This is a genomic window from Streptomyces sp. NPDC060064, assembly GCF_042736455.1.
Lineage (GTDB): Bacteria > Actinomycetota > Actinomycetes > Streptomycetales > Streptomycetaceae > Streptomyces.
The window spans coordinates 209,423-234,586 of sequence record NZ_JBHWWF010000001.1; the positions used below are offsets into that span (position 1 = coordinate 209,423).

20 protein-coding genes and 2 pseudogenes are annotated in these 25,164 nt (G+C 68.6%); 11 read left to right on the forward strand and 11 right to left on the reverse strand.

Going from position 1 to position 25,164, the window contains the following annotated elements:
- Window positions 1–664: 664 nt before the first annotated feature.
- Window positions 665–1,030, reverse strand: a pseudogene (locus ACFWDI_RS01025) (serine hydrolase); the annotation flags it as partial.
- Between the two features lie 71 nt (window positions 1,031–1,101).
- Here ACFWDI_RS01025 and ACFWDI_RS01030 point away from each other — a divergent pair.
- Window positions 1,102–1,461 (forward strand): annotated as a pseudogene (locus ACFWDI_RS01030) (VOC family protein); the annotation flags it as partial.
- Window positions 1,462–2,072: 611 nt separating this feature from the next.
- Here the strand turns inward: ACFWDI_RS01030 and ACFWDI_RS01035 are convergent.
- Window positions 2,073–2,927, reverse strand: a complete 855-nt coding sequence (locus tag ACFWDI_RS01035) for a hypothetical protein (protein WP_385300559.1) — start codon at window positions 2,925–2,927, stop codon at window positions 2,073–2,075.
- Between the two features lie 213 nt (window positions 2,928–3,140).
- Here ACFWDI_RS01035 and ACFWDI_RS01040 point away from each other — a divergent pair, with 213 nt between their 5' ends.
- Window positions 3,141–3,614 (forward strand): ATP-binding protein, encoded by a 474-nt coding sequence (locus ACFWDI_RS01040; RefSeq protein ID WP_385300560.1) that lies wholly within the window; start codon window positions 3,141–3,143, stop codon window positions 3,612–3,614.
- On the opposite strand, the gene ACFWDI_RS01045 is transcribed toward ACFWDI_RS01040, so the two are convergent.
- From ACFWDI_RS01045 to ACFWDI_RS01065, 5 genes are all read right to left on the reverse strand, one after another.
- Entirely contained in the window at window positions 3,605–4,024 is a 420-nt protein-coding gene (locus ACFWDI_RS01045; RefSeq protein WP_385300561.1) for a hypothetical protein, read from the reverse strand. The genes ACFWDI_RS01040 and ACFWDI_RS01045 overlap by 10 nt on opposite strands.
- A gap of 4 nt (window positions 4,025–4,028) precedes the next feature.
- The gene (locus tag ACFWDI_RS01050) at window positions 4,029–8,684 is read right to left on the reverse strand and encodes a putative T7SS-secreted protein (RefSeq protein ID WP_385300562.1); all 4,656 of its coding nucleotides are present in this window, start codon (window positions 8,682–8,684) and stop codon (window positions 4,029–4,031) included.
- Window positions 8,684–9,331 (reverse strand): hypothetical protein, encoded by a 648-nt coding sequence (locus ACFWDI_RS01055; protein WP_385300563.1) that lies wholly within the window; start codon window positions 9,329–9,331, stop codon window positions 8,684–8,686. The genes ACFWDI_RS01050 and ACFWDI_RS01055 overlap by 1 nt, the downstream gene beginning before the upstream one ends.
- Entirely contained in the window at window positions 9,328–9,810 is a 483-nt protein-coding gene (locus ACFWDI_RS01060; RefSeq protein WP_385300564.1) for an SseB family protein, read from the reverse strand. The genes ACFWDI_RS01055 and ACFWDI_RS01060 overlap by 4 nt, the downstream gene beginning before the upstream one ends.
- 86 nt (window positions 9,811–9,896) lie before the next feature.
- The gene (locus ACFWDI_RS01065; RefSeq protein WP_385300565.1) at window positions 9,897–10,118 is read right to left on the reverse strand and encodes a hypothetical protein; all 222 of its coding nucleotides are present in this window, start codon (window positions 10,116–10,118) and stop codon (window positions 9,897–9,899) included.
- Window positions 10,119–10,524: 406 nt separating this feature from the next.
- Here ACFWDI_RS01065 and ACFWDI_RS01070 point away from each other — a divergent pair, with 406 nt between their 5' ends.
- Genes ACFWDI_RS01070 through ACFWDI_RS01080 form a run of 3 tightly spaced genes read left to right on the forward strand, consistent with a single transcriptional unit; the run spans window position 10,525 to window position 12,103 of the window.
- Complete coding sequence (locus ACFWDI_RS01070) at window positions 10,525–11,067, forward strand: hypothetical protein (protein WP_385300566.1); 543 nt, start codon at window positions 10,525–10,527, stop codon at window positions 11,065–11,067.
- Window positions 11,064–11,465: a hypothetical protein gene (locus ACFWDI_RS01075; protein ID WP_385300567.1), complete on the forward strand. Its 402-nt coding sequence runs from the start codon at window positions 11,064–11,066 to the stop codon at window positions 11,463–11,465. The genes ACFWDI_RS01070 and ACFWDI_RS01075 overlap by 4 nt, the downstream gene beginning before the upstream one ends.
- Before the next feature lie 50 nt (window positions 11,466–11,515).
- Complete coding sequence (locus tag ACFWDI_RS01080; RefSeq protein WP_385300569.1) at window positions 11,516–12,103, forward strand: Uma2 family endonuclease; 588 nt, start codon at window positions 11,516–11,518, stop codon at window positions 12,101–12,103.
- 188 nt (window positions 12,104–12,291) lie between these two features.
- Here ACFWDI_RS01080 and ACFWDI_RS01085 read toward each other — a convergent pair whose 3' ends face one another.
- Window positions 12,292–12,987: a hypothetical protein gene (locus tag ACFWDI_RS01085; RefSeq protein WP_385300570.1), complete on the reverse strand. Its 696-nt coding sequence runs from the start codon at window positions 12,985–12,987 to the stop codon at window positions 12,292–12,294.
- 160 nt (window positions 12,988–13,147) lie between these two features.
- Here ACFWDI_RS01085 and ACFWDI_RS01090 point away from each other — a divergent pair, with 160 nt between their 5' ends.
- The 5 genes from ACFWDI_RS01090 to ACFWDI_RS01110 all read left to right on the forward strand — a co-directional run bounded on the left by ACFWDI_RS01090 (window position 13,148) and on the right by ACFWDI_RS01110 (window position 20,994).
- A complete protein-coding gene (locus ACFWDI_RS01090; RefSeq protein WP_385300571.1) occupies window positions 13,148–15,739 on the forward strand; it encodes a bifunctional FO biosynthesis protein CofGH in 2,592 nt (863 codons plus the stop codon).
- A gap of 54 nt (window positions 15,740–15,793) precedes the next feature.
- Window positions 15,794–16,141: a DUF6247 family protein gene (locus ACFWDI_RS01095; protein WP_385300572.1), complete on the forward strand. Its 348-nt coding sequence runs from the start codon at window positions 15,794–15,796 to the stop codon at window positions 16,139–16,141.
- A 65-nt stretch (window positions 16,142–16,206) separates the two neighbouring features.
- Window positions 16,207–16,398, forward strand: coding sequence for a hypothetical protein (locus ACFWDI_RS01100; RefSeq protein ID WP_385300573.1), 192 nt, complete (start codon window positions 16,207–16,209; stop codon window positions 16,396–16,398).
- Between the two features lie 144 nt (window positions 16,399–16,542).
- Entirely contained in the window at window positions 16,543–19,716 is a 3,174-nt protein-coding gene (locus ACFWDI_RS01105) for a tetratricopeptide repeat protein (RefSeq protein ID WP_385300574.1), read from the forward strand.
- 162 nt (window positions 19,717–19,878) lie between these two features.
- Window positions 19,879–20,994 (forward strand): ADP-ribosylglycohydrolase family protein, encoded by a 1,116-nt coding sequence (locus ACFWDI_RS01110; RefSeq protein WP_385300575.1) that lies wholly within the window; start codon window positions 19,879–19,881, stop codon window positions 20,992–20,994.
- Between the two features lie 98 nt (window positions 20,995–21,092).
- Here the strand turns inward: ACFWDI_RS01110 and ACFWDI_RS01115 are convergent, their stop codons facing one another.
- Window positions 21,093–22,682 carry a sodium:solute symporter family protein gene (locus ACFWDI_RS01115; RefSeq protein WP_385300577.1) on the reverse strand — a complete coding sequence of 530 codons (1,590 nt, stop codon included), beginning with the start codon at window positions 22,680–22,682 and terminating at the stop codon, window positions 21,093–21,095.
- A gap of 235 nt (window positions 22,683–22,917) precedes the next feature.
- Entirely contained in the window at window positions 22,918–23,700 is a 783-nt protein-coding gene (locus tag ACFWDI_RS01120; RefSeq protein ID WP_385300578.1) for an SDR family oxidoreductase, read from the reverse strand.
- Between the two features lie 94 nt (window positions 23,701–23,794).
- On the opposite strand from ACFWDI_RS01120, the gene ACFWDI_RS01125 reads away from it, so the two are divergent.
- Window positions 23,795–24,664 carry a hypothetical protein gene (locus ACFWDI_RS01125; RefSeq protein WP_385300580.1) on the forward strand — a complete coding sequence of 290 codons (870 nt, stop codon included), beginning with the start codon at window positions 23,795–23,797 and terminating at the stop codon, window positions 24,662–24,664.
- Window positions 24,665–24,857: 193 nt separating this feature from the next.
- On the opposite strand, the gene ACFWDI_RS01130 is transcribed toward ACFWDI_RS01125, so the two are convergent.
- Entirely contained in the window at window positions 24,858–25,070 is a 213-nt protein-coding gene (locus ACFWDI_RS01130) for a DUF397 domain-containing protein (RefSeq protein ID WP_362681390.1), read from the reverse strand.
- Window positions 25,071–25,164 lie beyond the last annotated feature (94 nt).

The following is a 25,164-nucleotide window of genomic DNA, read 5'->3' on the forward strand; positions in this document are numbered from 1 at the left end:
CGGTCGGACCAGTCGGACCAGTCAGGCCGCCCGGCGTACCCGGCACACCCTGCGGGCCCGTCGGACCGGTCGAACCCGTCCCTGTGGGGCCAGTCGCACCGGTGGCGCCAGTTGCACCGGTCGCGCCCTTCGGGCCGGTCGGGCCCGTCGCTCCCCTCTTGCAGTCGTCCTTGCCGCCGTGTTGCGATCCGCCCTTGCATTTGTCGAGTACGCCGCCCGGGCCGCTCGACGCGCTCACGCGCTCGCCCATGCTCTGAGCCGCGACCACGACCGGGCTGACCACCCCGGCTGCCAGGACCAGCGCGAGCGAGACGATTGTGCCGCCGGCCCTCCACTTGTCTCTACGCGGCAGCGGCCCCAGCCAGGACCCTGTCCTGTTGTCAGGACTCATGTACTTGCTCCTTGTTCCGATCGTTTTGGGGCGTCAAAGTCGAACCCAAGGGCGAGCTTGACCCGTGCACAGCTCATCGGTCGTCACGGTCGATCGAAACACTCGGATTGTCATTAAATCGGACTAATCGGCATGCCTGGATGGGACGCCTTCCGTCCCCTGATACGTACGCAGAAGCCCGTGTACTGCGCACCGCCCATCGAGGTACGCGAGGCCGAGCGGGCAGGGTGAGGCACGACGCCTCGTCCGCCAGGAGTGTGCGGTCAAGGGGGGCTACTCCGGCTTGGCGGGCACTGGGGCGGGCCAGAGGTGGTCGGGGGTCACGATGGAGGTGACTACGTTCCCGACGATGGAGGACAGGTTTTTGCCGTTGTAGTCGATGTTGGAATTGATGAGCACGACGAGAGACGCCTTCTCGGGGGGGAGCTGGGCGGCGATGGACTCGTAGCCGGGTATGTCCCCGTTGTGGCGGAGCCAGCCGTTGGTGTTGAGGATGCCGAGGCCGTAGGAGATTCCGGGGAACCCGGTCGGGAGGGTCCGTAGCCGTTCGGCATGCGTTTTCTTGGTCAGCAGCCGACCATCCACCACGGCTGGGGCCCAGGTGTGCAGGTCGTTGAGGTTGGAGATGATTGCGCCGGCGGCCCAGCCCCAGGACGGGTTCCAGTTGGTGGCGTCGGTGACGGCGCCGTCGGGCGTACGGCGCCCGTGAGGACTTCAGGATCGACGCTCCGGGCGGCGGGATCCTGCACGCCGAGATCACCATCGGACGGTCGGCCCTGATGCTGGGCGACGCCAGCGTGGACGAGGCGGAGGCCGCCTCCTTCGCCGCGCCGACCTCGCTCGGCGGAGGCACGTCCGTCACGCTGCATGTCTTCGTGCCGGACGTCGACAGCCTGGCGGAACGCGCAGAAGCCGCCGGCGCCGAGATCCTCCAGCCTCCGAAGGACATGTTCCACGGTGACCGCACCGTCATCCTCAAGGACCCTTCGGGCCACATGTGGGTATTTCTGACCCATAAGGAAGACGTCTCGCAGGAGGAGCTTCACCGCCGCCTGGGCGCCGCCGGGTAAACGGTCGCCGCGCGCGGTGACCGGACCGAATACTGAGTAACAGCGGCAGTAGGCGAGTTCGCCGGTCGTGCGGTTGCGGCGGATCAGAAGCTGACGACTGCCAGGGGCGGGGTCGGACAGGTCGACGGCAGCCCATTCGTAGACGTGGCTGGGTTGGCCTGTGTGAAAACGGGGCGGAGCTATCGCTATGTCGGGCCGACTGAGCTGCGGGCCATGGTCTTGCCTGGCAGCGAGGGCAAGATGATCCGCTCGGTGACCGACTCCGACGGCTGGGCTTCCGAGCGTGCGGCGGCGGAGCTGTCCCAGGTCAGGGTGACAGGATGCGGTAACTCCTGTGACGAAGGTCTGTTCGCACAGCATCATGCCGTCCCAGGTGAAGGTCACGCGCTCGACGACCGTGTCGCCGTCGGCCGCCAGGCGGAGTTTCGCCGTGCGGCGCCCGAGCGGCTCGGCCGTCTCGGGGCGCGTTCGCGACGGCGTGGTAAGACCCGCCTTGCGGTAGTCACGAAGGCGCTTGCTGGGGCCGCACGGTGGGCGTCCCGGCCAGCGGCCGCCCTCCGGGGCGGTGGCGGCGGAGGCGGGCCGGGACGGGCCCCGCTCCGGGCGTCGGATCAGCCGATGGGCAGCCGTACTTCGCCGCGCACCTTCAGAGCCTGCTGCGCGGTCGCGTTGAGGTCGACTGTGTCGGGGTCCTGCTTTGCGGAGGCCGGGGTGAGGAAAGCGACATAGGCCGCCGTGTTGTCGTCGCCCCAGGCACACACCGGGACGGTGGAAGTCCCGTCTTTGTCCGTGGAAAGCATGACCGTGCAGGTCATGTCGACGTCCGAGCCGGGCGGCGTGATGGTCTTTGGCGGGTTGGGTTCGTCCATCCCATCGGCTTTTCTCATGCCGTCGAGCAGACTGTCGCGTGCCTGATCCGGATCGTTGAACTGTCCGTACATGCCGGTCAGTACGAGGCCGCGAGCGGCGTCGGTGGCGGTACCGGTGTACGAGCCGATGACCGCCTTGACATTGCGGGCGTCCGGACCGGCCCCGTAACCCTTCTTCTGAGCCTCGGCGTCGGCGTCCGCCGACCCGTCCTTGACCAGCTTGTACTCGTTGGCCAGGAGGGTCCTTGGGACCGTGAGCCGGTACTTGGCCTCGGGAAACGTCTTGGCGGGGCGCCCGGAGTCGCTGCCCAGGTTGCCGATGTAGGAGAGGGCGAGAACCAGGGCCACCGCCCCAAGGGTGATACCGACGATCAGCCAGGTGTGATTCTTGCGCCGCGGCGGCCCCGCCGGCGGTTGTCCCCACCCGCCCTGCCCGGGCTGGCCCGGCTGCCCCGGGTATCCCTGTGGTTCCGGGTAGCCCTGCTGCGGGTAGCCCTGCTGCGGGTAGGGCGGGTGCGGGTAGGGCTGCTGAGCGTAGGGGTTGGGCTGCGGAGGTCCGTACGGACCGGGGGACTGGCGGGGAGGTGGCATGGCCATGGCTACACGATATGTGACCTTCGGGAGCGGTCGTTCGAAGGCCTGGAGGAGGTCGTGTCGCAGCTCCCGCCGGCGGGGGAGTCGGAGGCGCTGCGGGTGCTGGACGGGTACACGCAGTCCGTGGAGCCCGGGGCGTCTGAACCGTCGGCGCCCCGGCCCGCGGCTGCCCGAAGACGGGAACGAGGGCGGCTGCGGACAGGGGCGGCGAGCAGCGTGATCCGGCCGCTCTTCTGTCATGCCGTACCGCTTTCTCGGTCACGGCCGACGTCCCGTACAGCCCGCCGCCCGTACCCGTACAGTTACCTCTCCGACTCGGCCGCGCTGATCGTGGCCGAACTCGCGGCGAACGCAGTCACCCATGCCCGCGTCCCGGGCCGTGACTTCGAGTTGCGCCTTGCGCTCTGCCCGACGACGCTCCGCATCGAGGTTTCGGACGCCCGAGGTGACCGCGAACCGGCCCCGAAACCGCCGACACCCGACTCGGAGACGGGCCGCGGCCTCCTCCTTGTCGACGCACTGTCGACGGACTGGGGTGTCGCCGACCGTGTCATTGGCAAGACGGTCTGGGCCGAACTGCCGCTTGGGCAAAGGAAGGTGGTCCTGCGCGCCGGCCTGAAACGGAGGCACGGTGGATGCGAGGGCAATTGGGTCTGCCAGGAAGCGGGTAGAACTCATTGCTATCCGTAGTATCCGCGAGGGAACACTGAGACGCCCTCGACGATGGCGGTCTCGTCGGCATCGACATTTGGGGCGAAAAGGGAAAATCCACTCTGCGTAAATTCCGCGCCGAATGAATCCGACTCGCCGTACGCGCCATGACTTGCGAGCTCAGTGACGACTTCATTGAGAGGACGTCCGATCAGCCCAACTCCGTTGAAGGTGACTTCGGCAGCTGGCGTGACTTCGATGAATTCGAGTCGCCCTTCGCTGTTGTAGCTAAGTAGCAGTCCCAACTCTACGAAATGATCCGTTACCGTTTCTGTGGACGGGTTTCTCTTGAAGGATTTGGGATTGCCGAGTCGTGAACGCAAATCCTCCTGTGACTCGCCAAATTCAATTCCGTCAAGGCCTGTGTGGGGATTGATCGAGAAGGCCATGAAGCTACAATCCTTCCGGGAGCATGTATAGCATTTCTTTTATTGCGTTGTCGTACTTGCTGCCAAACTTCGACCTTATGTCTGCTATGTCCATGTCTATGGCTTCTCGGTACCTTCCCTGATTGATTAGCTCCTGTTGCGTTTTGCGATATTCAATTGCCTCGCGACTCCTTCCCCAGCTTGCCGTTTCGTAGTGATCCGCTTTGTCCATCTGGATCGCCGGTCCGCGGTCTCGAGGGATTCCGTTAATCGAGTTTGGCGGCATGTGATTGATCTCTGTGCCGGGGACATTCAATCTATAGTCCGTAGCCGGATCCTTCTGCCACTTGTACAGTCCTCCGCGGTAGACGTGGCCGGCGGGAGCGCGACACGGCCCCAGACCGAGAGGGTCGGCCCACGTGTGAGGGTTATGGATGTATGTGGCTGCATTCGGGGCGGGTTCGAGGCCAAGCGGATCCGGGGTGGTGTAGCGGGCGGTCTCAGGATCGTAGTGGCGGAAGAAGTTGTAGTGGAGGCCGGTTTCCGGGTCAAAGTACTGCCCTGGGAAACGTAAGGGTGTGTACGCCGTACTCGCCGTTGCCCACGTTGTCGTACCCCACAGTGTGCTGCGCGAGCGCCATGCCAGGGTCCCAGACTCGTCGATCAATTCGCTCGGGGTGCCGACCAGGTCCGTGACGATTGAGAAGAACCGCTCGGCGATCGTCTTCTGCGAGGCGTCCGCCGCGAGGATACGTTCCGTCTGGGCGAGGGGACGCAGACCGTCGTGATCCCATGTAAGCGTGACCAGGTTGGGCAGCGTCTCGCCCTCGGCGGTTTGCTCGCAGAGCGTTGCGCCGTCCCAGGTGAAGCAGACCTGTTCCACCACCGTCTGGCCGTCATCGCCGAGGCGTTGCTTGGCGATACGGCGGCCCAGCGCGTCGTACTGGTAGAGCCATACCGTGCCGTCCGGCGTGGTCACCGAGGCTAGTCGGTCTTCCGCGTCCCACTCGTACCGCCATGTGTCGGGCTTGCGGGAGAGGCGGGCCTTCTGGCGCAGGACGATGCGGCCCTGTGCGTCGTGCTCGTAGCGGACGTTTCCGGCGCGCGTTATGTGGGTGCCCATGTAGGTGCGAGGGCCGGTCGCCTCCTCTCCCGGGTGCGACGCGGGCCACGACGCCTCCGTCTGGTTGCCCGCCGCGTCGTACGCGTACCGCTCGGTCCAGTTCGCTGCGTGGACCGCCGTCACCCGTCCGGCTGCGTCCAGGTCGAAGGTTCTGGCGCCTGACAGCTGATCGTCGATGCCGGCGAGGTTGCCGTCCGCCCGGTAGGTGTAGCCGCGGCGCTGAAGGTCGCGACCCTGGCCGATGACGTGCTGGTCGGTGACGCGGCCCATTGCATCGAAGGTGTTGTTGAGCGTGACCGTCTCGCCCATACGGCGGGTCAGCTCCTGGCCGACGGCGTCGTGCTCGAAGGTAATCGTCCGGCCGGACGTTGTGAGTTCGTTGCGGCGGCCAGCGGCGTCATACGTCCAGGTGCTGACGGCCCCGCTCGGTGTCGTCCTGGCAATTCGACGGCCCACAGCGTCGTGGTCGAAAGACATCCTGCGGCCGTTCACCGTCTCGGACTTGAGGCGTCCGAACCGATCGCGCAGCCGAATGAGTGTCGCGTCCGGACCCGTTGCCACAGCGAGCTCGTCGAAAATGTCGTACTCGAATGTGGTGACTGCGCCCTCCGCATCCTTGCGGAGAACCTGGCCGAGCTCGTTGAGCTCGAAGTTGACCGCTTGGCCTGGCCCGTTCGAGCGTGAGCTCAGGCGTCCCGCGGCGTCATATGTGTATGTGAGCGTCCGGCCATCGAAGTCCGTCTCGAATATGAGCCGGCTGGCCGCGTCGTACTCGTACTCCCAGGTGAGCCCCTGCGGGTTCGTGACCCGCGTGAGCCGGAGACTGCTGTCGTGGTCGAACTCGTAGCGCACGCCGTCCGGCCCTGTGCGCGCCACCAACAGGTCGAAGTCCGTGTATTCGAAGGTGGAAGCACCGCCCACGGCATCGGTATGGGACAGGCAGTTGCCTTCACCGTCGTAGACCCAGGTTTGCTCAGTGCCGTCCGGCTCGATGCGCCGGGCCAGTTTGCCCGCGACGGTCCATTCCAGGCGCGTGCTCGCTCCGAGCGCATCGGTGACGGTGACCGGGCGGCCGAAGGCGTCCCGCTCGTACCACGTCGTCCCACCCAGCGGGTCGGTGAGTTCCACCGGGAGCCCGGCCCTGTCGCAGCGCACGGCGGTGGTGTGGCCCAGGGGCTCCGTGACGGACCTGAGGTGTCCGGCATCGTCGTACGCGAACCGCGTCGTCGCCCCCGAAGCATCGGTCACCGACGTGCGGTTGCCGCGCTCGTCGTACGTCTGGCGCGTCACGGTGCCGCCCGCGGCTGTCACGCGCGCGGGGAGCGCGAAATCGTCGTACTCGGCCGACAGTTGCCGTCCGTCCGGGCGCACGACGGAGGTCACTCGGCCCGACTCGTCGTACGTGGAGCGGCTGGTGTGGCCGAGCGGATCTGTGACGGACAGCAGCCGGTTGTAGCGGTCGCGCTCGAACCGCGTGACGGCGCCGTTCGCGTCGATCTCGGCGACGACCTGGACCCGGTCATTGATGAGGAATCGCTCAGTGTGGCCGAGCCCGTCAGTCACCGATGTGATGCGAAGGCCGCTGTCCGGGTCGGTGTCGTCCCAGGTGAAGCGGGATTCGAGGTGCCCGTTTGCCCCGGACTGGAAGACGCATCGGTCGCGGTCGTCGTAGACGTAGTCGAAGTGGCTGCCGTTCGTGTCGGTCCAGGACGTGATGCGGCCGTGCTCGTCGTAGCCGAAGCGCAGGGGATGGCCGGAGGAGTTGGTGACGTCGGTGAGGTGGCCGTCGGCGTAGCCGTAGCGCAGGATCTCCTGGTCGGTGCCGTCGGGAGCCGCCGAAGCCAGGTGGAGGGCGGTGATGCGGCCCTCATCGGTAGTGAGCTTCAGGTGGTAGCCGCCATGGTGCGCGATCGCGGTCGGCGTGCCGATCTCGTCGTACTCGAAGGCGATCCAGCGGCCGTTGCGATCGTCGATCTGGACCAGCAGCGCCAGCTCGTCCGTATTGGCCGCGAAGTGCCAGAGCTGACCGGTGTCGGGGTCCGTGACCGTGTAGTCCCCATCGGTGTCGCGGTCCAGGGGCCAGCGCCGGCCGTGCGTGGGCATGACCGAGACGCCCGGTGCTGGATGCGGATACGCCAGCAGGCTTCCGTCCTCGCAGACGAACACCACACCCTCGGAGTCGATCTCCAGACGCTGGTCGACCGTGCTCGCCCAGGTCGGGCCGAACCAGCCGCCCGCGCGGTACGAGGACTCAAAGGTGCGCCGGAAGACAAGCGGGAGCGAGCCGGGCAGGGCGATGTCCGTCTGCGGGAGGATCATCCGGCCTGTCGCGACATCGACCGGGTCCTTCTTGCACTTCTTCTCCCCTTCCTCGCGGCTGGTGTCGTTGGGCTCCTTGTCGTGGCCGTGGCGGCCCTTCCCGCGCGGGTGCTCAGCAAAGTCCTTCGCGCCGGTTCGCAGCAGCCCCTTGAGGGTGCCCGCGCCTTTGGTGCCGATGAGTTCGGGGACCAGTCTGCCGAGGAACTCGGAGGGGTCGCCCTTCGCCGCATCCCACGCGTTCTTCAGCGCCCGGTCCGGGTTGGCGGCGGTCGAGGCCAGCCCGGCGAGCGTCATGTTGAGGCCCTTGTAGTACTCGGCCGGGTGCGTCAGGTTGTACGGGTCCATCGGGTCCACCGAGCGGACGAAGTTGAGCAGCCCGGCCGTGCCCTTGACGACGCCGCCAGCGAAGTGCGTCAGCTCGAAGCTCTGGCCCAGGCTGTAGTCCATGAGCTCGAGGTTGAGCTTTTCGCGGCCGGTGGGTTCTTTCGGAGCATGCGCCATCGCTGCCGTGACAGCCGTCTTCGCGGTCTCGGCGGCTTCGTTGCGGTGGTGGCGGGCTTCCTTGAGGATCTCGCGCGCCCGCTCCCGCTTGGCCTCGCCCGGGTCGGAGAATTCACCGGGCTTGGGTAGCGGGTGGTCGCCGTTGCGGGCGGCGTTGTAGGCGTCGACCTTCTTGTTGTGCTCGTCGGTTGCCGTCTTCGAGGACTCGTCGCCCTCCTTGTACAGGGCGATCGCTTCCCTGGCCTTGTCCTGCGCGCTGGTGATCGACTTGGAGTACGTCTCGAGCGCCTTTGCGGCGTCCTCGAACGCGTCCGCCGCGTGCAGCCAGTCGGTGGGCAGAGTCTGAAACTTCTTCCGGAAGGCGTCGGCCGCCTCGCCCTTCCAGTGACTGGAGTCGAGCTTCTTCATCCCGCCGCCGACCAGGTCGAACGCCTTCTGGAAGTCCCGCAGGTTCTTCACCGACTCGGCGATCTTCCCGGGGTTGCCGTGGATCAGCTCGTTCGCTTCGTCGGTCTCGCCGAGCTGCTGCTCACCGACTTCCGCGCCCAGGGATGAGGCGGTGCGATCGCCCCAGTCCTCGACCACGTCCGCCATCGTGTGCTGGCCCATGTGGTCAAGACCGTCACCGACCTTGTCCGTCGCCCAGTCGACACCTTCGCCGGCCTTCTCCTTGGCCTTGTCGATCCCGTCGCCTACGGCGTCGATTCCCTCATCGACCAGTTTCCCCCAGTCCGGCATCAGCCGTGCTCCCCCCACCGCGGCTGCTCAGCCTGCGCGATCGTTTCTTCCGACGGATCGAACGTCTCGCGCATCTGCTTGTCCATGGCGTCACGGGCCTTCGGATCGATCATTCCCGAGCGTTCCATCGAGTCCATCTGCGCGTCCATCACGTCGTACCCGGTGTTCTTCCAGGTCTGGTTGACCTCTTTCTGGGCCTTGGAGAAGGACTCGGCGCTCCAGTCCGCACCGTCGTACGCGGACTGGGTGCTGATCTTGTCCCAGCTCATGCCCTTGACGTCGTCCTCGCTCAAGTGCGGGTTGCCGTTCACCGAGTTCACGCCGATCTTGATCGAGTCCTTGATGTACTGCTCCTGCTCGGCGAACGAGCCGGCCGACAGGCCCACACCGTGCGCAAAGCCATTCCCTCGCAAGGTCAGCGTCCGTACGCCCCACTCCCAGCGATCACAGAACGTCTGGAACTCCGCGGTCAGCCCGCTGTGCCCCAACTCCAGCCCCGACAACGCAAGATCTGAGAACCCCCGACCGGTCGATGCCTCGCCGATCATCCCGAGGTCCTTCAACTCGGCGTGCGCCAGATCGATGCCCTTCGCGATCTCGGCCAGCGCCGCTGCCGGCGCCGCGAGATCAGGATCGCTCCCGCTCATTCCATCCCCCCGAGATCGACCGCCGCGGCGTCGGGCACGATGCCCTCGACCGGCGGGAACAACATGCCTTCGTCACTGCCCGCGTCGAGCGCCACCCCTGCCGGCCCCGGCACCATCGGCACCATCACATCCAGCAGCCGCGCGCCCAGGATCGTCTGGTACGTCCACTCCCGCTCGGCGTCCCCCTGCGCACCTGCAAACCGTGCCAGCGCCTCTTCGTCCGAGAACGCGCAGATCCAGCGAACCCCGCCCTGGTCCGCGGTCCACAGGCTCCCGTACGCGTCGAACGGCACCAGCACCGCAGTACGCCGGAATTCCCCCAGCAACACCGCAAACTCCCGGCGGGCCGATTTGAGTTGCTCCTCCGGGGCCACTGCCGGCGCAGTCGTCGCGGGAGCAGAAACCGTCGATGAAGCGGCCAAATCGGTAAGTCTCAGTGGCTGGTCGGGCTCCGCTGTGCCGTCCCCGTTACTGGTCATGCCCGGCATGTTGCCACGAACGTTTTTTCGTAAGCAACGGAGTACAAGGGAGAGTCGGGTCATATCAATCGCGCAAGCCGCAGACCTCAATTCCCCCAGACCAGGATCCCGACGACCGACGTCGTCAGCGACGTCAGATGTACCCGGGCCAGCAGCGGGCGCCACCGCCGGCTCCAGTTCGGCCGCTGAGGCGAGAACGCGGCGACCGTACCGGATGCGGCGCTGACCCAGAAGGCCCACCAGGCGACGACAAGGGAGTAATTGAGGCCGGTGCAGTCGCTCTTGATGCACCACTCGAGCATGAACACACACGCAATGAGGACGGCGGGCATGAGGCCTGCAAGCCCGATTCGGGCTCGTAGCCGCCATCGCCGATCGTCAGCCAGGTGCGGTGGGAGAGGGGCGTCGTGCATGCCGCAAGTAGGCCACGGTCGGCGTCCGGAAGGATCCGCGCGGCTACTCATCCTGCTACTCAGAGGTCATCGAGCCGCAGGCTTCGAGCTCCGAGCTCCGAGCCCTCTTTGTGAGGAATGGTTGGTGGATTGAACCCACCCACCCTCCCCAACTGCCCCGATGTCCACAAGAGTTGACTTTCGGTGTTCAACTTGCCACGCGCTGTCATATGCCTCTAGCGTTCGCAGCAATAAACAACCCCGACCGGTGTTCGCAGCACCAGCCGGGGTCTGACCTCCAAGATCGAAGAAGGCCGATCTCGTGGCTTCTCTCAACTTTAGCCGTGCCCTGCCCACGCCCGCACACCCCATGGCCAGTCCGGGCTACGGCAAGCGTCCCGCGCCCGGTCAATCCCCGCGTCGCAGAGGCGACTTCGCACATCTGCTCAAGCGGGAAGCGGCCGTTGCCGCGTTCATCGACTGCCTCCCCGAGGGCGCGGCGATGGACCACAAGACCCTTGCTAAACACATCGCCGACTACGGCCAGGCGGCGATCCGCAGCGCACTCAAGGCACTCACAAACGCGGGCCACCTGCGCCGGATCAAGGAGCAGGTGGTCCGCGACGACGGGGTGCGCTGGGTGACGCGTACGTACTGGTCGCGTACCGCCCGCAGTGCCGCCTGGTGGCAGGAGTTCTGCCGGAGCGTACGGGGCGTGATGCTCGACGCCCCGGACGACGCCCCGGACGATGCGCCGGCCACCACGGAGCCGGCCGCTACCGAGCCGGCCGCCGTCGAGCCTGCACCGCAGCGCACCACTGCCTACCGAACCTCGCCGCCCTCGGCCGTACCGACCCCCGGATGACTCTCTCCGCCGCCGACTGCGAGCGGCTGGAACCCCTTGCCGCGACCTGGCTGGAGTACGGCGCGAGCGTGAAGCACCTGATCCATGCGCTCACTTACGGACTGCCCGACGCGATCCACAACCCGGCGGGGATCGCGAAACGACGACTGGAGGACAAGATGCCGCCCAAGCCCGCCCGCGAGCCCGAGACCGTGCTGCGCAGCGTCATGGTCTGCATGTTCTGCGACACGACCGAGGAGGACGAGCCGCTTATCAACGGGATGTGCGAGGCCTGCCGCAGTGAGGACGAGGACGACATCCCGGCCACCTTCCGCCCCGGCCCGCGCCCGGCGGACGTGGCCGCGCACGCCGACGCCGCACGCATCGCTGCCGGGCTGCCCCCGAGGAGTCGTGCATGAGCGTGCGGGATGCGCCGGTCAGGGCACCATGGAGGGGAGGAGGCGACGCCATGACCCCCAGGACCACCCCCCGGCCGTCCCGGCCCCAGATGTCGGTCGAGGAGTTCGAGGAACTCGCCCGCCGTTCGCCAGAGATGGTGCGGCTGGAGTTCATCTTGGGAAAGGTCCAGGTCAAGCCCGTGCCGGACGGCGTCCACGGAGCCATCGTGATGTGGCTCCTCGAACAGTGCATGCAGCACCTGCCGGATCATCGTCTCTACCCCGAGCAAGGCCTGAAGGTCGAGAAGTATCGCAGGGGGCGGGCCCGTCCGGACGGCGCTCTCGCGCCCATCGACCACTTCGTTCCGCAGGGCGAATGGGCGGCGCCCGACGGCGTCCTGATGACGGTCGAGGTCACCTCGCGCGACCCGGACACCGACATGCGCGACCGCGTCGAGAAGCCCGACGGCTACGCGGCAGCCGGTATCCCGGTCTATCTACTCGTCGACCGTGAGGCCCATGCGGTCACCGTCCACGCCGAGCCCGAGGGCGGCTCGTACCGAAGCATCACCACGCGCCCCTTCGGCGCCGTCGTCGAGCTCCCCGACCCGGTCGGGATCACTCTGGAGACGCAGAAACTCAAGGACTACGCTGCCTGAATTCCGTGCGGGTTGAGTACGCGGATGAGCAGCCGGACGGACCACGGGTGGTGCGGTTGTGGCGAGCTGGAGGGCATGAATGACGCTCCCCTCCAAGGCCGACGCCGTCCCGGGCTCCCGGCCACATCACTGGATACCGCCGACGCTTCGTGAGACGCCATCCAGTTACCTCGGTGACGCCCGTGACATCAGCCCTGGCCCCCGCCCGGACGGAGCTCCGGAGGACGGACGCCGGTCAGCGAATCGCCGTACGCCTCCTTGGGGTCGTACGCACAGGGCATCCCGCTGCCCCCGGAGAACCGCTGGTCCTTCGCACGCCAGGTGAAGGACAGCGTCTCGTTCCCGCCGTCTCCCGCCCGGCCGTCCCGCTCTGCCCGTAGGTTCCACTCGTCGCCGGTCTGGAACTCCCCGTACTCGCTGATATGCCAGCCCTTGTCCTTCAAATGGTCGTGCAACCTCCGCAGCGCAGGCAGGGCCTCCTTCTCGGAGACCTTGTCCAGGGCCCAGCTGTGGTGCAGCCCGTACGCCCCGTCCACCGGCTCATCGGCCATGCCCTCGAGCCCGCCCGGGTGGCAGAAGTCGGTCGAGAGGTAGTTCTCCGTGCCTGCCCCGGGCTCCACCACGCCCGGCGGCACAACGCGGTCGAAGCCCAGCACCTCGTACGCGTCCTGGGAGCGGCTGGTGGCGCGGCGCATCATCTCCTCGGGGGCGACGCGGGGGTAGTCCTCCGGTGTGGCGCGCTCCACCTGGTACGTGATGACCAGGCCGAGCACAAGCAGCAGCGGCGCGGAAATCAGCACGATGAACGCCCACCACGCCACGTCGAGAGCCCGGCGGACCACCGCCCTCGCGGGGGATTCGGACATCTCAAGGTCGTCGATCATGAGACCGAAGCTACGGCCCGTCGCACGGCCCGGACATGCGTGGTTGTGCCCAGCATGCCTAGGCGTAGGTACTCAGGTCACTCAGGTCATTACCTCTCGGCGGTGCCCCTCCGCCCGAGGTCAGCTTCGTCCCCTCCCCCCGCGCTCGTATGCTCCATCCATGACGGATCACCAGCCCGTACGCCCCGGACGCCCCACCGAGAACGCCATGCGCCGCGCCCTCAAGCGAGCCAGGGACGGGGTAGCGCTGGACGTCACCGAGGCCGCCGTGCTGCTGCAGGCGAGGGGAGACGATCTCGAAGACCTCACCGCGTCCGCCGCGCGGGTGCGGGACGCCGGGCTCGAGGCTGCGGGCCGCGCCGGTGTCATCACGTACTCGAAGAGCGTGTTCATCCCGCTCACCCGGCTGTGCCGCGACAAGTGCCACTACTGCACCTTCGTCACCGTCCCCGGCAAGCTGCGCCGCGCGGGCCACGGGATGTTCATGTCGCCGGACGAGGTTCTCGACATCGCCCGGCGCGGGGCCGAACTGGGCTGCAAGGAAGCGCTGATCACGCTCGGGGACAAGCCCGAGGACCGCTGGCCCGAGGCCCGGGAGTGGCTCGACGCGCACGGCTACGACGACACCATCGCGTACGTACGGGCCATGGCGATCCGCATCCTGGAGGAGACCGGGCTGCTGCCGCATCTCAACCCCGGCGTCATGTCGTGGACGGACTTCCAGCGGCTCAAGCCGGTCGCGCCCTCCATGGGCATGATGCTGGAGACCACCGCGACCCGGCTGTGGAGCGAGCCGGGCGGGCCGCACCACGGGTCGCCGGACAAGGAGCCCGCCGTCCGGCTGCGGGTGCTGGAGGATGCCGGGCGCAGCTCCGTGCCCTTCACCAGCGGGCTGCTGATCGGGATCGGCGAGACATACGAGGAGCGCGCCGATTCGCTGTTCGCGCTGCGGCGCGTCGCCCGTGCCTACCACGGCATCCAGGAACTGATCATGCAGAACTTCCGCGCCAAGCCGGACACGGCGATGCGCGGCATGCCGGACGCCGAGCTGGACGAGCTCGTCGCCACCGTCGCCGTCGCCCGGCACATCATGGGGCCCTCCGCCTGCCTCCAGGCGCCGCCGAACCTGGTGGCGGGCGAGTACGCACGCCTCATCGGCGCCGGCATCGACGACTGGGGAGGGGTTTCGCCGCTGACGCCCGACCATGTGAACCCCGAGCGGCCCTGGCCGCAGATCGACGAGCTGGCCGAGCGGTCGGCGGCGGCGGGATTCCGGCTCGAAGAGCGCCTCTGCGTGTACCCGGAGTTCATTCAGCGCGGTGAGCCCTGGCTGGACCCGCGGCTGCTGCCGCATGTCCGCGCGCTCGCCGATCCGGAGACCGGGCTGGCGAACCAGGACGCCCGTGTCGAGGGGCACCCGTGGCAGGAGCCCGACGAAGGGTTCACCTCCACCGGGCGGACCGATCTGCACCGCACGATCGATACGGAAGGCCGAACCTCCGACCGGCGCGACGACTTCGACGAGGTGTACGGGGACTGGGAGGCGCTGCGGGAGGCAGCCGTGCCCGGCATGGTGCCGTCCCGTATTGATACGGATGTACGCGCCGCGCTCGCGACGGCCGCCGACGACCCGACCAGGCTCACCGACGACGAGGCGCTCGCGCTGCTGCACGCGGACGGGCCGGCGCTGGACGCGCTCACCCGGATCGCGGACGAGCTGCGCCGTGACGTGGTCGGCGACGACGTCACCTACATCGTCACGCGCAACATCAACTTCACCAATGTCTGCTACACGGGCTGCCGTTTCTGCGCCTTCGCCCAGCGGCGTACGGACGCGGACGCGTACACCCTCTCCCTCGACCAGGTCGCCGACCGCGCCGAGCAGGCGTGGGAGGTCGGCGCGGTCGAGGTGTGCATGCAGGGCGGTATCCACCCCGACCTGCCCGGTACGGCGTACTTCGACATCGCGCGCGCCGTGAAGGAGCGTGTCCCCGGCATGCATGTGCACGCCTTCTCGCCGATGGAGGTCGTCAACGGCGCCACCAGGACCGGTCTTTCCATCCGCGAGTGGCTCACCGCCGCCAAGGAGGCGGGCCTGGACTCGATCCCGGGGACGGCCGCGGAGATCCTGGACGACGAGGTCCGCTGGATCCTCACCAAGGGCAAGCTGCCCACGGCCACCTGGATCGAGGTCGTCAAGACCGCGCACGAGCTGGGTATCCGGTCCAGCTCGACCATGATGTACGGACATGTGGACCAGCCCCGGCACTGGCTCGGCCACCTCCGTACCCTCGCGCGGATCCAGCAGGAGACCGGTGGCTTCACGGAGTTCGTGACGCTGCCCTTCATCCACACCAATGCGCCCGTCTATCTGGCGGGCATCGCCCGGCCGGGGCCGACGAGCCGCGACAACCGCGCTGTGACGGCGATGGCCCGTCTGCTGTTGCACCCGCACATCACCAACATCCAGACCAGCTGGGTGAAGCTGGGGCAGGAGGGCGCGGCCGAGATGCTCCGCTCCGGCGCCAACGACCTCGGCGGCACGCTGATGGAGGAGACCATCTCCCGGATGGCGGGCTCGAGTTACGGCTCGTACCGCTCCATCAAGGACCTGATCGCCATCGCGGAGGAGGCGGGCCGCCCGGCGAAGCCGCGTACGACGCTGTACGGCGAGGTGCCGCAGGAGCGACAGCAGGCGGCCACCGCGTCCGACGGGCACCTGCCCGAGCTGCTGCCACTCCTGCCGGAGTGACAAGCCCTCCGCCTGTACCGTACGAAGACCGAACCACCCGCACCGGAGGTCACCGTGAGCGCCCAGCCCGACGGCCCGTACGGACGGCTGATCCCCATGCCCGAACTCACTCCCGACGCCCTGCGGGCGGCGGTCGCACGCATCGCTCCCAGCCGGATTCCCGCGCTCACCCAGCACCTGTTCGAGGCGACGACGAACGCGCAGCAGACGCAAAGCCTCGCCCCCCTGCGAGCCTTCGTCCACTCATGGGGTGTGTTCGTCGCGATCGAGCGGCACCCGGAGCGCGCCGCCCGCTTGCGTGGCCTGGAGCAGATCGTGGACGCGGGCGAGCAGGACCCGTCGGAGGCGATCGCCGAGATCTCCCGGATTCGGGAGGCGGCGGAGGCGGAGGCAGGCCTGTGACGGACTGGGCATAGGACTACAACCCAAGCGCGGAGTACATCACCGACGGGCTGCCGCCCGGGGTCGTGGCCGAGGTGGAACGGCTCGCCACCGGGCTTGCCGCGCTCGGCCGCGATGCGGTGAAGGTCGGCAGGCCCATCGACAGGGAAGGCGGACTGCGGGAGTTCGACCTCTTGGGCGGCCGTGGATTCATCAGCTTCCTTGCCGTGCCACGCCACGAATGCGTCTACGTCTGCAACGTCACCTGGTACGGCTGAACCCTCGGTGGTGAGACCGCCGGGCCCGCCCCGGAGCGATCCTCCATCAAGCGGCCCCAGCCGCCCGTGGACTTCGCTCCGCATGTCGCGCTGGACTGACAGACTGGTCCCGGACCGTGGAGGGGGACTATTCGGAGGGGGACCATGGGGTCGGCACGCCCGTCGATGCACGAGCTGATCAAGATGCGCAGGCGCGCGGGATTCGTGGGACGCCGCGGTGAAATCGCGTTGTTCCGGGAGAACTTCGACGTTTCGCCGCTGGACGTCCGGCATCGCTTCCTCTTCCATATCCACGGCAACGCGGGCGTCGGCAAGTCCTCCCTCGTACGCGAACTGGTGGAGACGGCCCGCGAGCGCCGCGCGCTCACCGCCACCCTGGACGAGACCGTGAACAGCGTGCCGGAGGCGCTGGCCGCGCTCAGTGCCCAATTCGCCCAGCAGGGCCATGAGTTGAAGGCGCTGGACCGGCTCCTCGCGACCTACCGTCAGCGGCGCTACGAGGCGGAGGCCCTGTCCACCGCGGTGTCGGACGGTCAGCCGCAGCCGCCCTCCGCGGGCAGCATGGTCGCAGCCCAGGCCGGCCTCGTCGCACTGGGCACGGTGCCGGGCATCGGCTCGCTCGCGGGGGCTGTCGACCCCGCCCAACTGGCCCGGGGCGCCGACCACTTACGCGCCGCCCTCAGCGCGCGCTTCGGCAAGCAGGAGGACGTACAGCTGGTCCTCGAACCGCTCAAGGCACTCACCCCCGTCCTGGTCGCCGAGCTGAAGCGGGTGGCGGCCGACGTCCCGTGGTTCACGCTCTTCTTCGACACGTACGAACGCACCGGGCCGTTCCTCGACACCTGGCTGCGCGATCTGATGACCACCGACCGGTACGGCTCACCGCCCGCCCAGGTCGTCGTCACCACGGCCGGGCAGCGGCCGCTCGACCCCAACTGCTGGGCCGACTGCGTGGACTTCGTGACGGATCTCCCGCTCGCCCCCTTCACCGAGTCCGAGGCCCGCCAGTTCCTCACCGCGAAGGGCGTGGAGGACGAGAAGGTGGTACGGGAGGTGCTGATGCTCTCCGGCCGGCTTCCGGTTCTTGTCTCCACCCTCGCCGCCGGCCTCGCCGAGAACGCCGGCAGCGCCGGGAACCTTGGCCGCGTGGACGACCCCAGCGCCACCGCCGTGGAGCGTTTCCTCAAGTGGGAGAGCGATCCGGTCCGCCGGTCCGCGGCGCTCGAGGGCGCGCTGCCGCGCCGCCTGAACGAGGACGTCTTCCGGGCGGCCGTCGACGTCGGAGTCGAAGGGGACGGGGCGGGACTCTTCCGCTGGCTGCGCGAGATGCCGTTCGTGAGCGACCGCGGCGGCCGGGCCCAGTACCACGACGTCGTACGGGAGCCGATGCTGCGGCTGCAGCGCAACAGTTCACCGCAGCGCTGGCGCACCGGGCACACCCGGCTGGCGGAGGCGTTCGCCGGGTGGCGGGCGGCCGCCGGGGAGGGTCTGGAGCCGGACGAGCGCTGGCGGCAGGACGCCTGGCGCGAGCTGAAGCTGGAGGAGACGTACCACCTGCTGTGCGCGCAGCCGCGGACGGCGCTGCCGATGGTGCTGCGGGAGGGGATCGACGCCTGCGACGCAGGGACGGTGCCGGCCCGCCTCTGGGCGCAGACCGTCGCGGACGCGGGCGGCGACGGCGACAGCGGCGTACTGCGCACCTGGGGCAGGGACTGCCTCGCCGCGCTCGAGGACGAGCAGCACCGCAGTGCGGAAGTGCTGGGGCTGATGCTGGCCCGGGGCGAACTGGACGACGAGGGGCGGGTGGCGGCCCTGGTGATCCGGGGGCGGGACCGCCGCAACACCGGCCGGTACGACGAGGCGCTGCGCGACTACCAGCAGGCGGTCACCCTGGACGGGCAGTGCCGGCGGGCGTACTACGGACGGGGTGAGACCTACCGCCTCGCTGGGCGATCCGAGGAGGCCGTCGCCGAGTTCGACCGGGCGCTCGCACTCGACCCCGACGACACCTGGGCGCTCTCCAGTCGCGCCCTGACCAGGCATGCGATGGGGCGCGACGAGGAAGCACTGGCGGATCTGGACCGGGCCCTCGAGATCAAGCCCGGTCATGTGTGGTCGCTGGTGCGGCGGGCGCAGGTGCGGCGCGCGCTCGCGGACACCGACGGAGCGCTCGCGGACGTCGACCGGGCCGGGGCGCTCGATCCGGACAATCCGTGGATCGTCGGCGAGCGCGGCGAGATCCTGCGGCACGACGGGCGGTCCGAGGAGGCGATCGCGGAGTTCGACCGGGCGTTCGCGCTCGACCCGGCCTACTCCTGGGCGCTGGGCAGCCGCGCCATGGCCAAGCAGGCGCTGGGCAGGACCGAGGAGGCGCTGGCGGACCTGGACCGTGCGGTGGAGCTGACTCCGGAGTATGTGTGGGCGCTGATCAGGCTGGCCGAGATCCACCGGGAACGCGGCGACAGCGCAGGGGAGTTCGCGGCCCTGGACCGGGCGGTCGCGAGCGCGCGGTTCAAGGAGTGGGCGCTGGCGCAGCGGGGCTACGCGCACCAGCTGGCGGAGCGGTACGAGGAGGCGCTCGCGGACTACGGCCAGGCCCTCGTACTCGCCCCGGACTACGGCTATGCCCATGTCTCCCGGGGCCGGGCCTACGAGCGGATGCACCGCTACGAGGAGGCGCTGGCCGACCTGGACCGCGGGCTCGAGCTGGATCCCGACGACACCTTCGCCCTGTCGGTACGGGCCGGGGTGCGGCGGGCGCTCGGAGATCTCGACGGTGAACTCGCCGACCTCGACAGGGCGGTGACCCTCGCGCCGGATCACGCGGTCCATCTCACGCTGCGCGGGGAGGCCCACCGGCGCGCGGAGCGGTACGACGAGGCGATCGCGGACTACGACCGCGCGGCCGTGCTGACCCCCGACGACGGCTGGGTCGTCGGCAGCCGTGGCCAGGCAATGCGCGGGCTCGGCCGGTTCGAGGAGGCGCTGGCGGACCTGGCGCAGGCGGCGGGACTCCAGCCGGACAAGGCATGGATCGCCGCCGAGCGCGGCGCGACCCTCCAGGACCTGGAGCGGTTGGAAGAGGCACGGACGGAGCTGGACCGGGCGATCGCGCTCGATCCGGCGTACAGCTGGGCGTACGGACGCCGGGCCGCGGTGCATCTGGCCACCGGCCGCCGGGAACAGGCCCTCGCCGATCTCGAGCGGTACCGGGAACTGGGCGGGGACACCGCCGGGCTGGCGCCGCCGCTGCGCGGCCTCATCGAGACACAGGGTGCGGTGACGTCCACCGACGAAACGGTGACATCCACCGACTGAGTGGTAACACCCGCCGGACAAAGGGTGCAAAGCAGACCAGAAGCCCTTCTGTCCACATACCGTGGCGATCCCGTTCCGGCCTCTGAACCGACCGATCCGGGTCGATTACAGTGCTGCGCCAGGCATATGTTCGACGTTGGGGAGCCCAGGGAGGAACGCGCGGTGAGCGCAGCAGCCACGGCCGTCTGGGGCCGTGCCGAGCAGCAGGACTTCCGTGCGCGGGTGCGCGGGGCCCTGCTCGGCGGCGCCATCGGCGACGCGCTCGGCGCGGGAGTCTCCGCGCTCACCATCGAGGAGATACGCGAAGCTCACGGCCCGGAGGCCGTCAGCGACTTCGTGCCCGCCCACGGCCGCCGCGGCGCCGTCACCTCCGCCACCCAGCTGACCCTCTTCACCGTCGACGGGCTGATACGCGCCCAGGTGCGCCGTGACACCGGCGCCTGGCACCCGCCCACCGATGTGCACCGCGCACATCTGAGATGGGCGGCCACCCAGCGCCACTGGGGCCCGGACGAGCGCCGCAAGGACAATGGCTGGCTCGCCCGCGAGGAGTGGCTCTACACCCGCCGCGTACCCGCGGCGGCCTGTCTCACCGGGCTCGGCGACGAGAACATGGGCACGCTCGAAGCACCCAAGAACCCCTCCGCGCGCGACGCCGGCGCGCTGGTGCGCTCCGCGCCGTTCGGACTGCTCGTCGGCTGGGAGCCGCAGCTGGTGTGCCAGCTCGCCGTGGAGTGCGCGGCCCAGACCCACGGCCATCCGACCGCGTATCTCTCCGCCGGCGCGCTCGCCGTCATCGTGCACGGTCTGGCCCGCGGCGAGACCCTCGACGGCTCCGTGCAGCGCGCCATGGCCCAGCTGGCCTCGCGCCCCGGCCACCAGCCCGTCACGGACGGCCTCAAGCACGCGCTCGGCGCCGTACGCCAGGGCATACCGAGCCCCGCCAGGATCGCCTCCATCGGCGACGGCCACAACGCCGAGGACGCCCTCGCCATCGCCGTCTACTGCGCTCTTGTCGGCGAGGACATCCGGCACGGCCTGCGCCTGGCCGTGAACCACGACGGCCCTTCGGAGACCACCGGCGCGCTGACCGGCTCACTGCTCGGAGCGCTGCACGGCGAGACCGCACTGCCGCCCGCCTGGCTCTCCGAACTGGAGGGCCGCGCCACCATCCTGGAGCTCGCCGACGACTTCGCGATGGAGATGACGCAGGGCCCGGCCCTGCACGGCCCCACGGTGACCGCACCCGGCTGGCTGGCCCGCTACCCGCGAACCTGACCTCGGTACGCGGGACGGCCCGTACGCAGGACGGCCCGAGTACGCAGGAGGGCCCGAGTCCCCCACGGGAGCCGGGCCCTCCTGCGTACCGGTGTACGTCAGCCGTCCGCGCCCTCGCGGCCCAGCACCTTCGCGTCGGCGGGCTCCGCCGGCGCCGGCACGGCCCGGGCGGTGAGCCCCGCGTCCGGACCGTCGTCGTCCGTGTTGATCCGGGCGATGACCGCGTCCCGCTCGGGGGTGTCCTCCGGCTTGAGGAAGCCGATCGAGATGTAGAGCACCAGCGAGATCGCGAGCGGTACGGAGACCTGGTACTGCAGGGCCACATCGGTCCTGGCCGTACCGTCGATCTCGTAGTTGAGGAAGAAGAAGGCGATCAGGCCCGCCGCCCAGCTGGTGAGCGCCGCGGTCGGTCCCGACTTACGGAACGGACGCAGCAGACCCAGCATGAACGGAATCGCGATCGGGCCCATCAGACCCGCCACCCACTTGATCACGACGGTGATGATGTCCTTGAACGTGGGCGAGTTGACCTGCGTCGCGATGGCCATCGACAGCGCCAGGAAGGAGATCGTCGACAGCCGGGCCGCGATCAGCCCGGCCCGATCCGACCAGCTCCTGGCCTTCTTGGAGAGCACCGGTGCGATGTCCCGGGTGAAGACCGCGGAGATGGCGTTGGCATCGGAGGAGCACATGGCCATGGTGTGCGAGAAGAAGCCCACGATGACCAGGCCCAGCAGACCGTGCGGCAGCAGCTGCTCGGTCATCAGCGCATACGAGTCGGAGGCGTCCGGCTTCTTCGCCTCGATGAGCAGCGGCGCGCACCACATGGGGAAGAAGAGGACCAGCGGCCAGACGAACCACAGGATGGCGGAGAGCCGCGCCGAGCGGGTGGCCTCGCGGGCGTTGGCGGTCGCCATGTAGCGCTGCGCCTGGTTCCACATGCCGCCGTTGTACTCGAAGGTCTTGATGAAGAGGAACGCCAGCAGGAACGTGACCGTGTACGGTCCGGCGGTCGCGTCGGCGTGGCCCTGGAGCTCCGGCTTGTCCCAGACCGTCCACAGCGTGCTGAAGCCGTCGAGCTTGCCCATGACCGCGATGAGCATCGCGAGACCGGCCAGCAGCTGGATGATGAACTGCCCCAGCTCGGTCAGGGCGTCGGCCCAGAGGCCGCCGATCGTGCAGTAGATGCCGGTGATGATGCCGGTGATCAGGATGCCCTGGTGTAGCGAGATGCCGGTGAAGACGGAGAGCAGGGTGGCGATGGCGGCCCATTTGGCGCCGACGTCCACGATCTTCAGCAGCAGGCCGGACCAGGCCAGGGCCTGCTGCGTCTTCAGGTTGTACCGGTTCTTCAGGTATTCGAGCGGCGAGGCGACATGGAGCTTGGACCGCAGCCGGTTCAGGCGCGGCGCGAAGAGCTTGGCGCCGATGAAAATGCCGATGGCGATCGGGAGGGACCAGGTCACGAAGGACGTGACACCGTACTTGTAGGCGATGCCCGCGTAGCCGGTGAACATCACCGCGCTGTAGCCGGACATGTGGTGCGAGATGCCCGAGAGCCACCACGGCATCTTGCCGCCGGCGGTGAAGAAGTCGCTGACGTTGTCAACGCGCTTGTGCGACCAGAGGCCGATCGCGACCATCACACCGAAGTAACCGATGAGCACGGTCCAGTCGAGACTGTTCATGTGCCCCCTCCTGGGGTCCGCCTTGTGAACGCCGTTCATGGTGTGTCCATGGGCGCGGCCACGACAACGACTCGACGAGTCAAAGGCAAGTAAAAACGTTCGAGTTAATGACCTCTGTTCATATTCATGAATCTGAGAGGGGTGAAAAAGGCCGCACGGCGGTGATTTGCCCGTGCGGCCGGTCGAAGGGTCCTGGAGGGGAAGGGGGTTGAGCGCCGACGGCGCTATCGCATCGTCACCGCATCAGCTCGCCCGCGTTGACCAGAAGCGACTGGCCCGTGATCGCCCGGGCCCGGTCGGAGGCGAGGAAGGTCGCGGCCTCCGCCACGTCCCCGTCGGTGGCCAGTTCGGGCAGTGCCATCCGCTCGGTGAGCCGCCCGAGCACCTCGGGCTCCGGCACCCCCTCGGTGTGTGCCGTGAACTGGACGTACGCCTGCACCGGCGGCCCCCACATCCAGCCCGGCAGCACTGTGTTCACCCGGATCCGGTCCGGGCCGAGCTCGCGCGCCAGCGAGTACATCGCCGAGGTGAGCGCCCCCTTTGACGCCGCGTACGCCGCCTGCCACACCTGTGAGGGCGCGGCCACCGCCGACTGCGTACCGATGATGACGACCGAGCCGCCCCGCTCCTTGAGCGCCGGCAGACAGGCGCGGGTCATCCGCAGTGTGCCCAGCAGGTTCACGTCGATGACTCCGTGCCAGGTCTCGAAGTCCGCGTCCGCCAGACCCCCGAAGTAGCTGTCCCAGGCGGCGACATGGATGACGGCGTCGATCCGCCCGAAGCGCTCGACGGCGAGCGCGGCCAGCGCGTCGCACTGCGCCTCGTCGGTGATGTCCGTGGCGCGGTACGCGGTGTGTGTGCCGCCGGGGTCGATCTCCTCGGCCGACTTCACGAGATTCGCCGCGGTGCGCGCACCGAGGACCGCGTTGCCCCCGTCCCGTACGACCGTCGCGGCGATCTGATGGCCGAGACCGGCTCCTACCCCGGAGACGATGACGGTCTTCCCCTTGAGCAACATCAAGGCCCTCCCGGCTATGGCAGTTCTTCTGACGGGGCGTCAGAGTAGGTCCCTGCGTCGGCGGAAGGAAGAGGAAGGAAGGGGAGAGGGCATCGTGAGCGAGGACACGCACGGCGAAGGCACGCGCGGCGAAGGCACGCGCAGTGAGGTGTACGCGGAACTGGCGGGCGTCGGCCCGTACGGGGTGCGCCCCGGCCACGCCCTGATCACCATGGTCGAACCGCATCCAGGCCATGAGTACGCGTACAACCGCTGGTACGAGGACGACCACTACTACGCGGGCGCGATGGCGATGCCCTGGATGTACGCCGGGCGGCGCTGGGTCGCCACCAGGGAGCTGCAGCGGCTGCGCTACCCGGAGAAGTCGGCGGTGGCCCAGCCGGTGACCGCGGGCTGCTACATCTCCACGTACTGGATCACCGACGGCCGCTACGCGGACCATATGAAGTGGACCGTGGGGATCAACAAGCGGCTGAACCGCGACGGAAGGGTCCACCAGGACCGTACGCATGTCTTCACGGCCTTCCAGGACCATGAGGCGACCGTCTACCGGGACGGGGCGGCGGGGCCGCGCGACTACCACGCGCTGGACCACCCGTACGCCGGCCTGGTGGTCGAGGTGATCGATGCGGACGGGCCCGAGCAGCGGGCGGAGCTGCTGGAGTGGCTGCGTGCCAAGCATCTGCCGAAGCGGCTGGCGGGCTCTCCCGCGGCGATGGTGACCGTCTTCCGGCCGACACCACTGCCGGGCGACCGGATGACCTATGTGAAGCAGGTGGAGGGTGTGGACACCCGGCTGACGCTGCTGTGGTTCCTCGAGGAGGACCCGAGGGAGCGCTGGGAGCCTGCGTTCGCCGGTCTCGACGCAGCGGTCGTCGAATCGGGGCTGGGGCGGGTGGAGTTGGTGGCTCCCTTCATTCCGACGGTCCCGGGTACCGACCGCTACGTCGATCAACTGCGCTGAGGCAACCGCGCTGAGACGGCAGCCGGTGGCTGAGGCAACCGCGCCGAGACAGCAGCCGGTGGGGGAGGGGATGGCAGTGGGGGCATGGCCGAGCCCCCTCGGCCGGGACGGCGGACCAGTCGAGAGGGCTCATGTCCGTGGTGCTCTGTGGTGCGTTGGGGTGCTGTCCTGCTCGGGGCGCGCCTCGGCGCGGTTATCGGCCGAGATCGAACGCGCCCTGACCCACTTCGTTCACGAACGCGTTCCAGGATTCGGGGACGAAGGTGATCGTCGGGCCGGCGGGCACCTTGGAGTCCCGCACGGCAATCGCCTGCACGATGGGGGACTTGACCTCTACGCATGCGCCGTTTCCCGTGGAGTACGAGGACTTCGTCCAGGTCTCCGTGGCGCCCTGAGTGATTGCCATGTCTGCTCCGCTTCAGCAAGTGGTGTGATTCGCGCCAACGTTCTTGCTGGCGTGATCGACGCTACTCGCCGCAGTGGGTGCGCGAGGCGGCCAT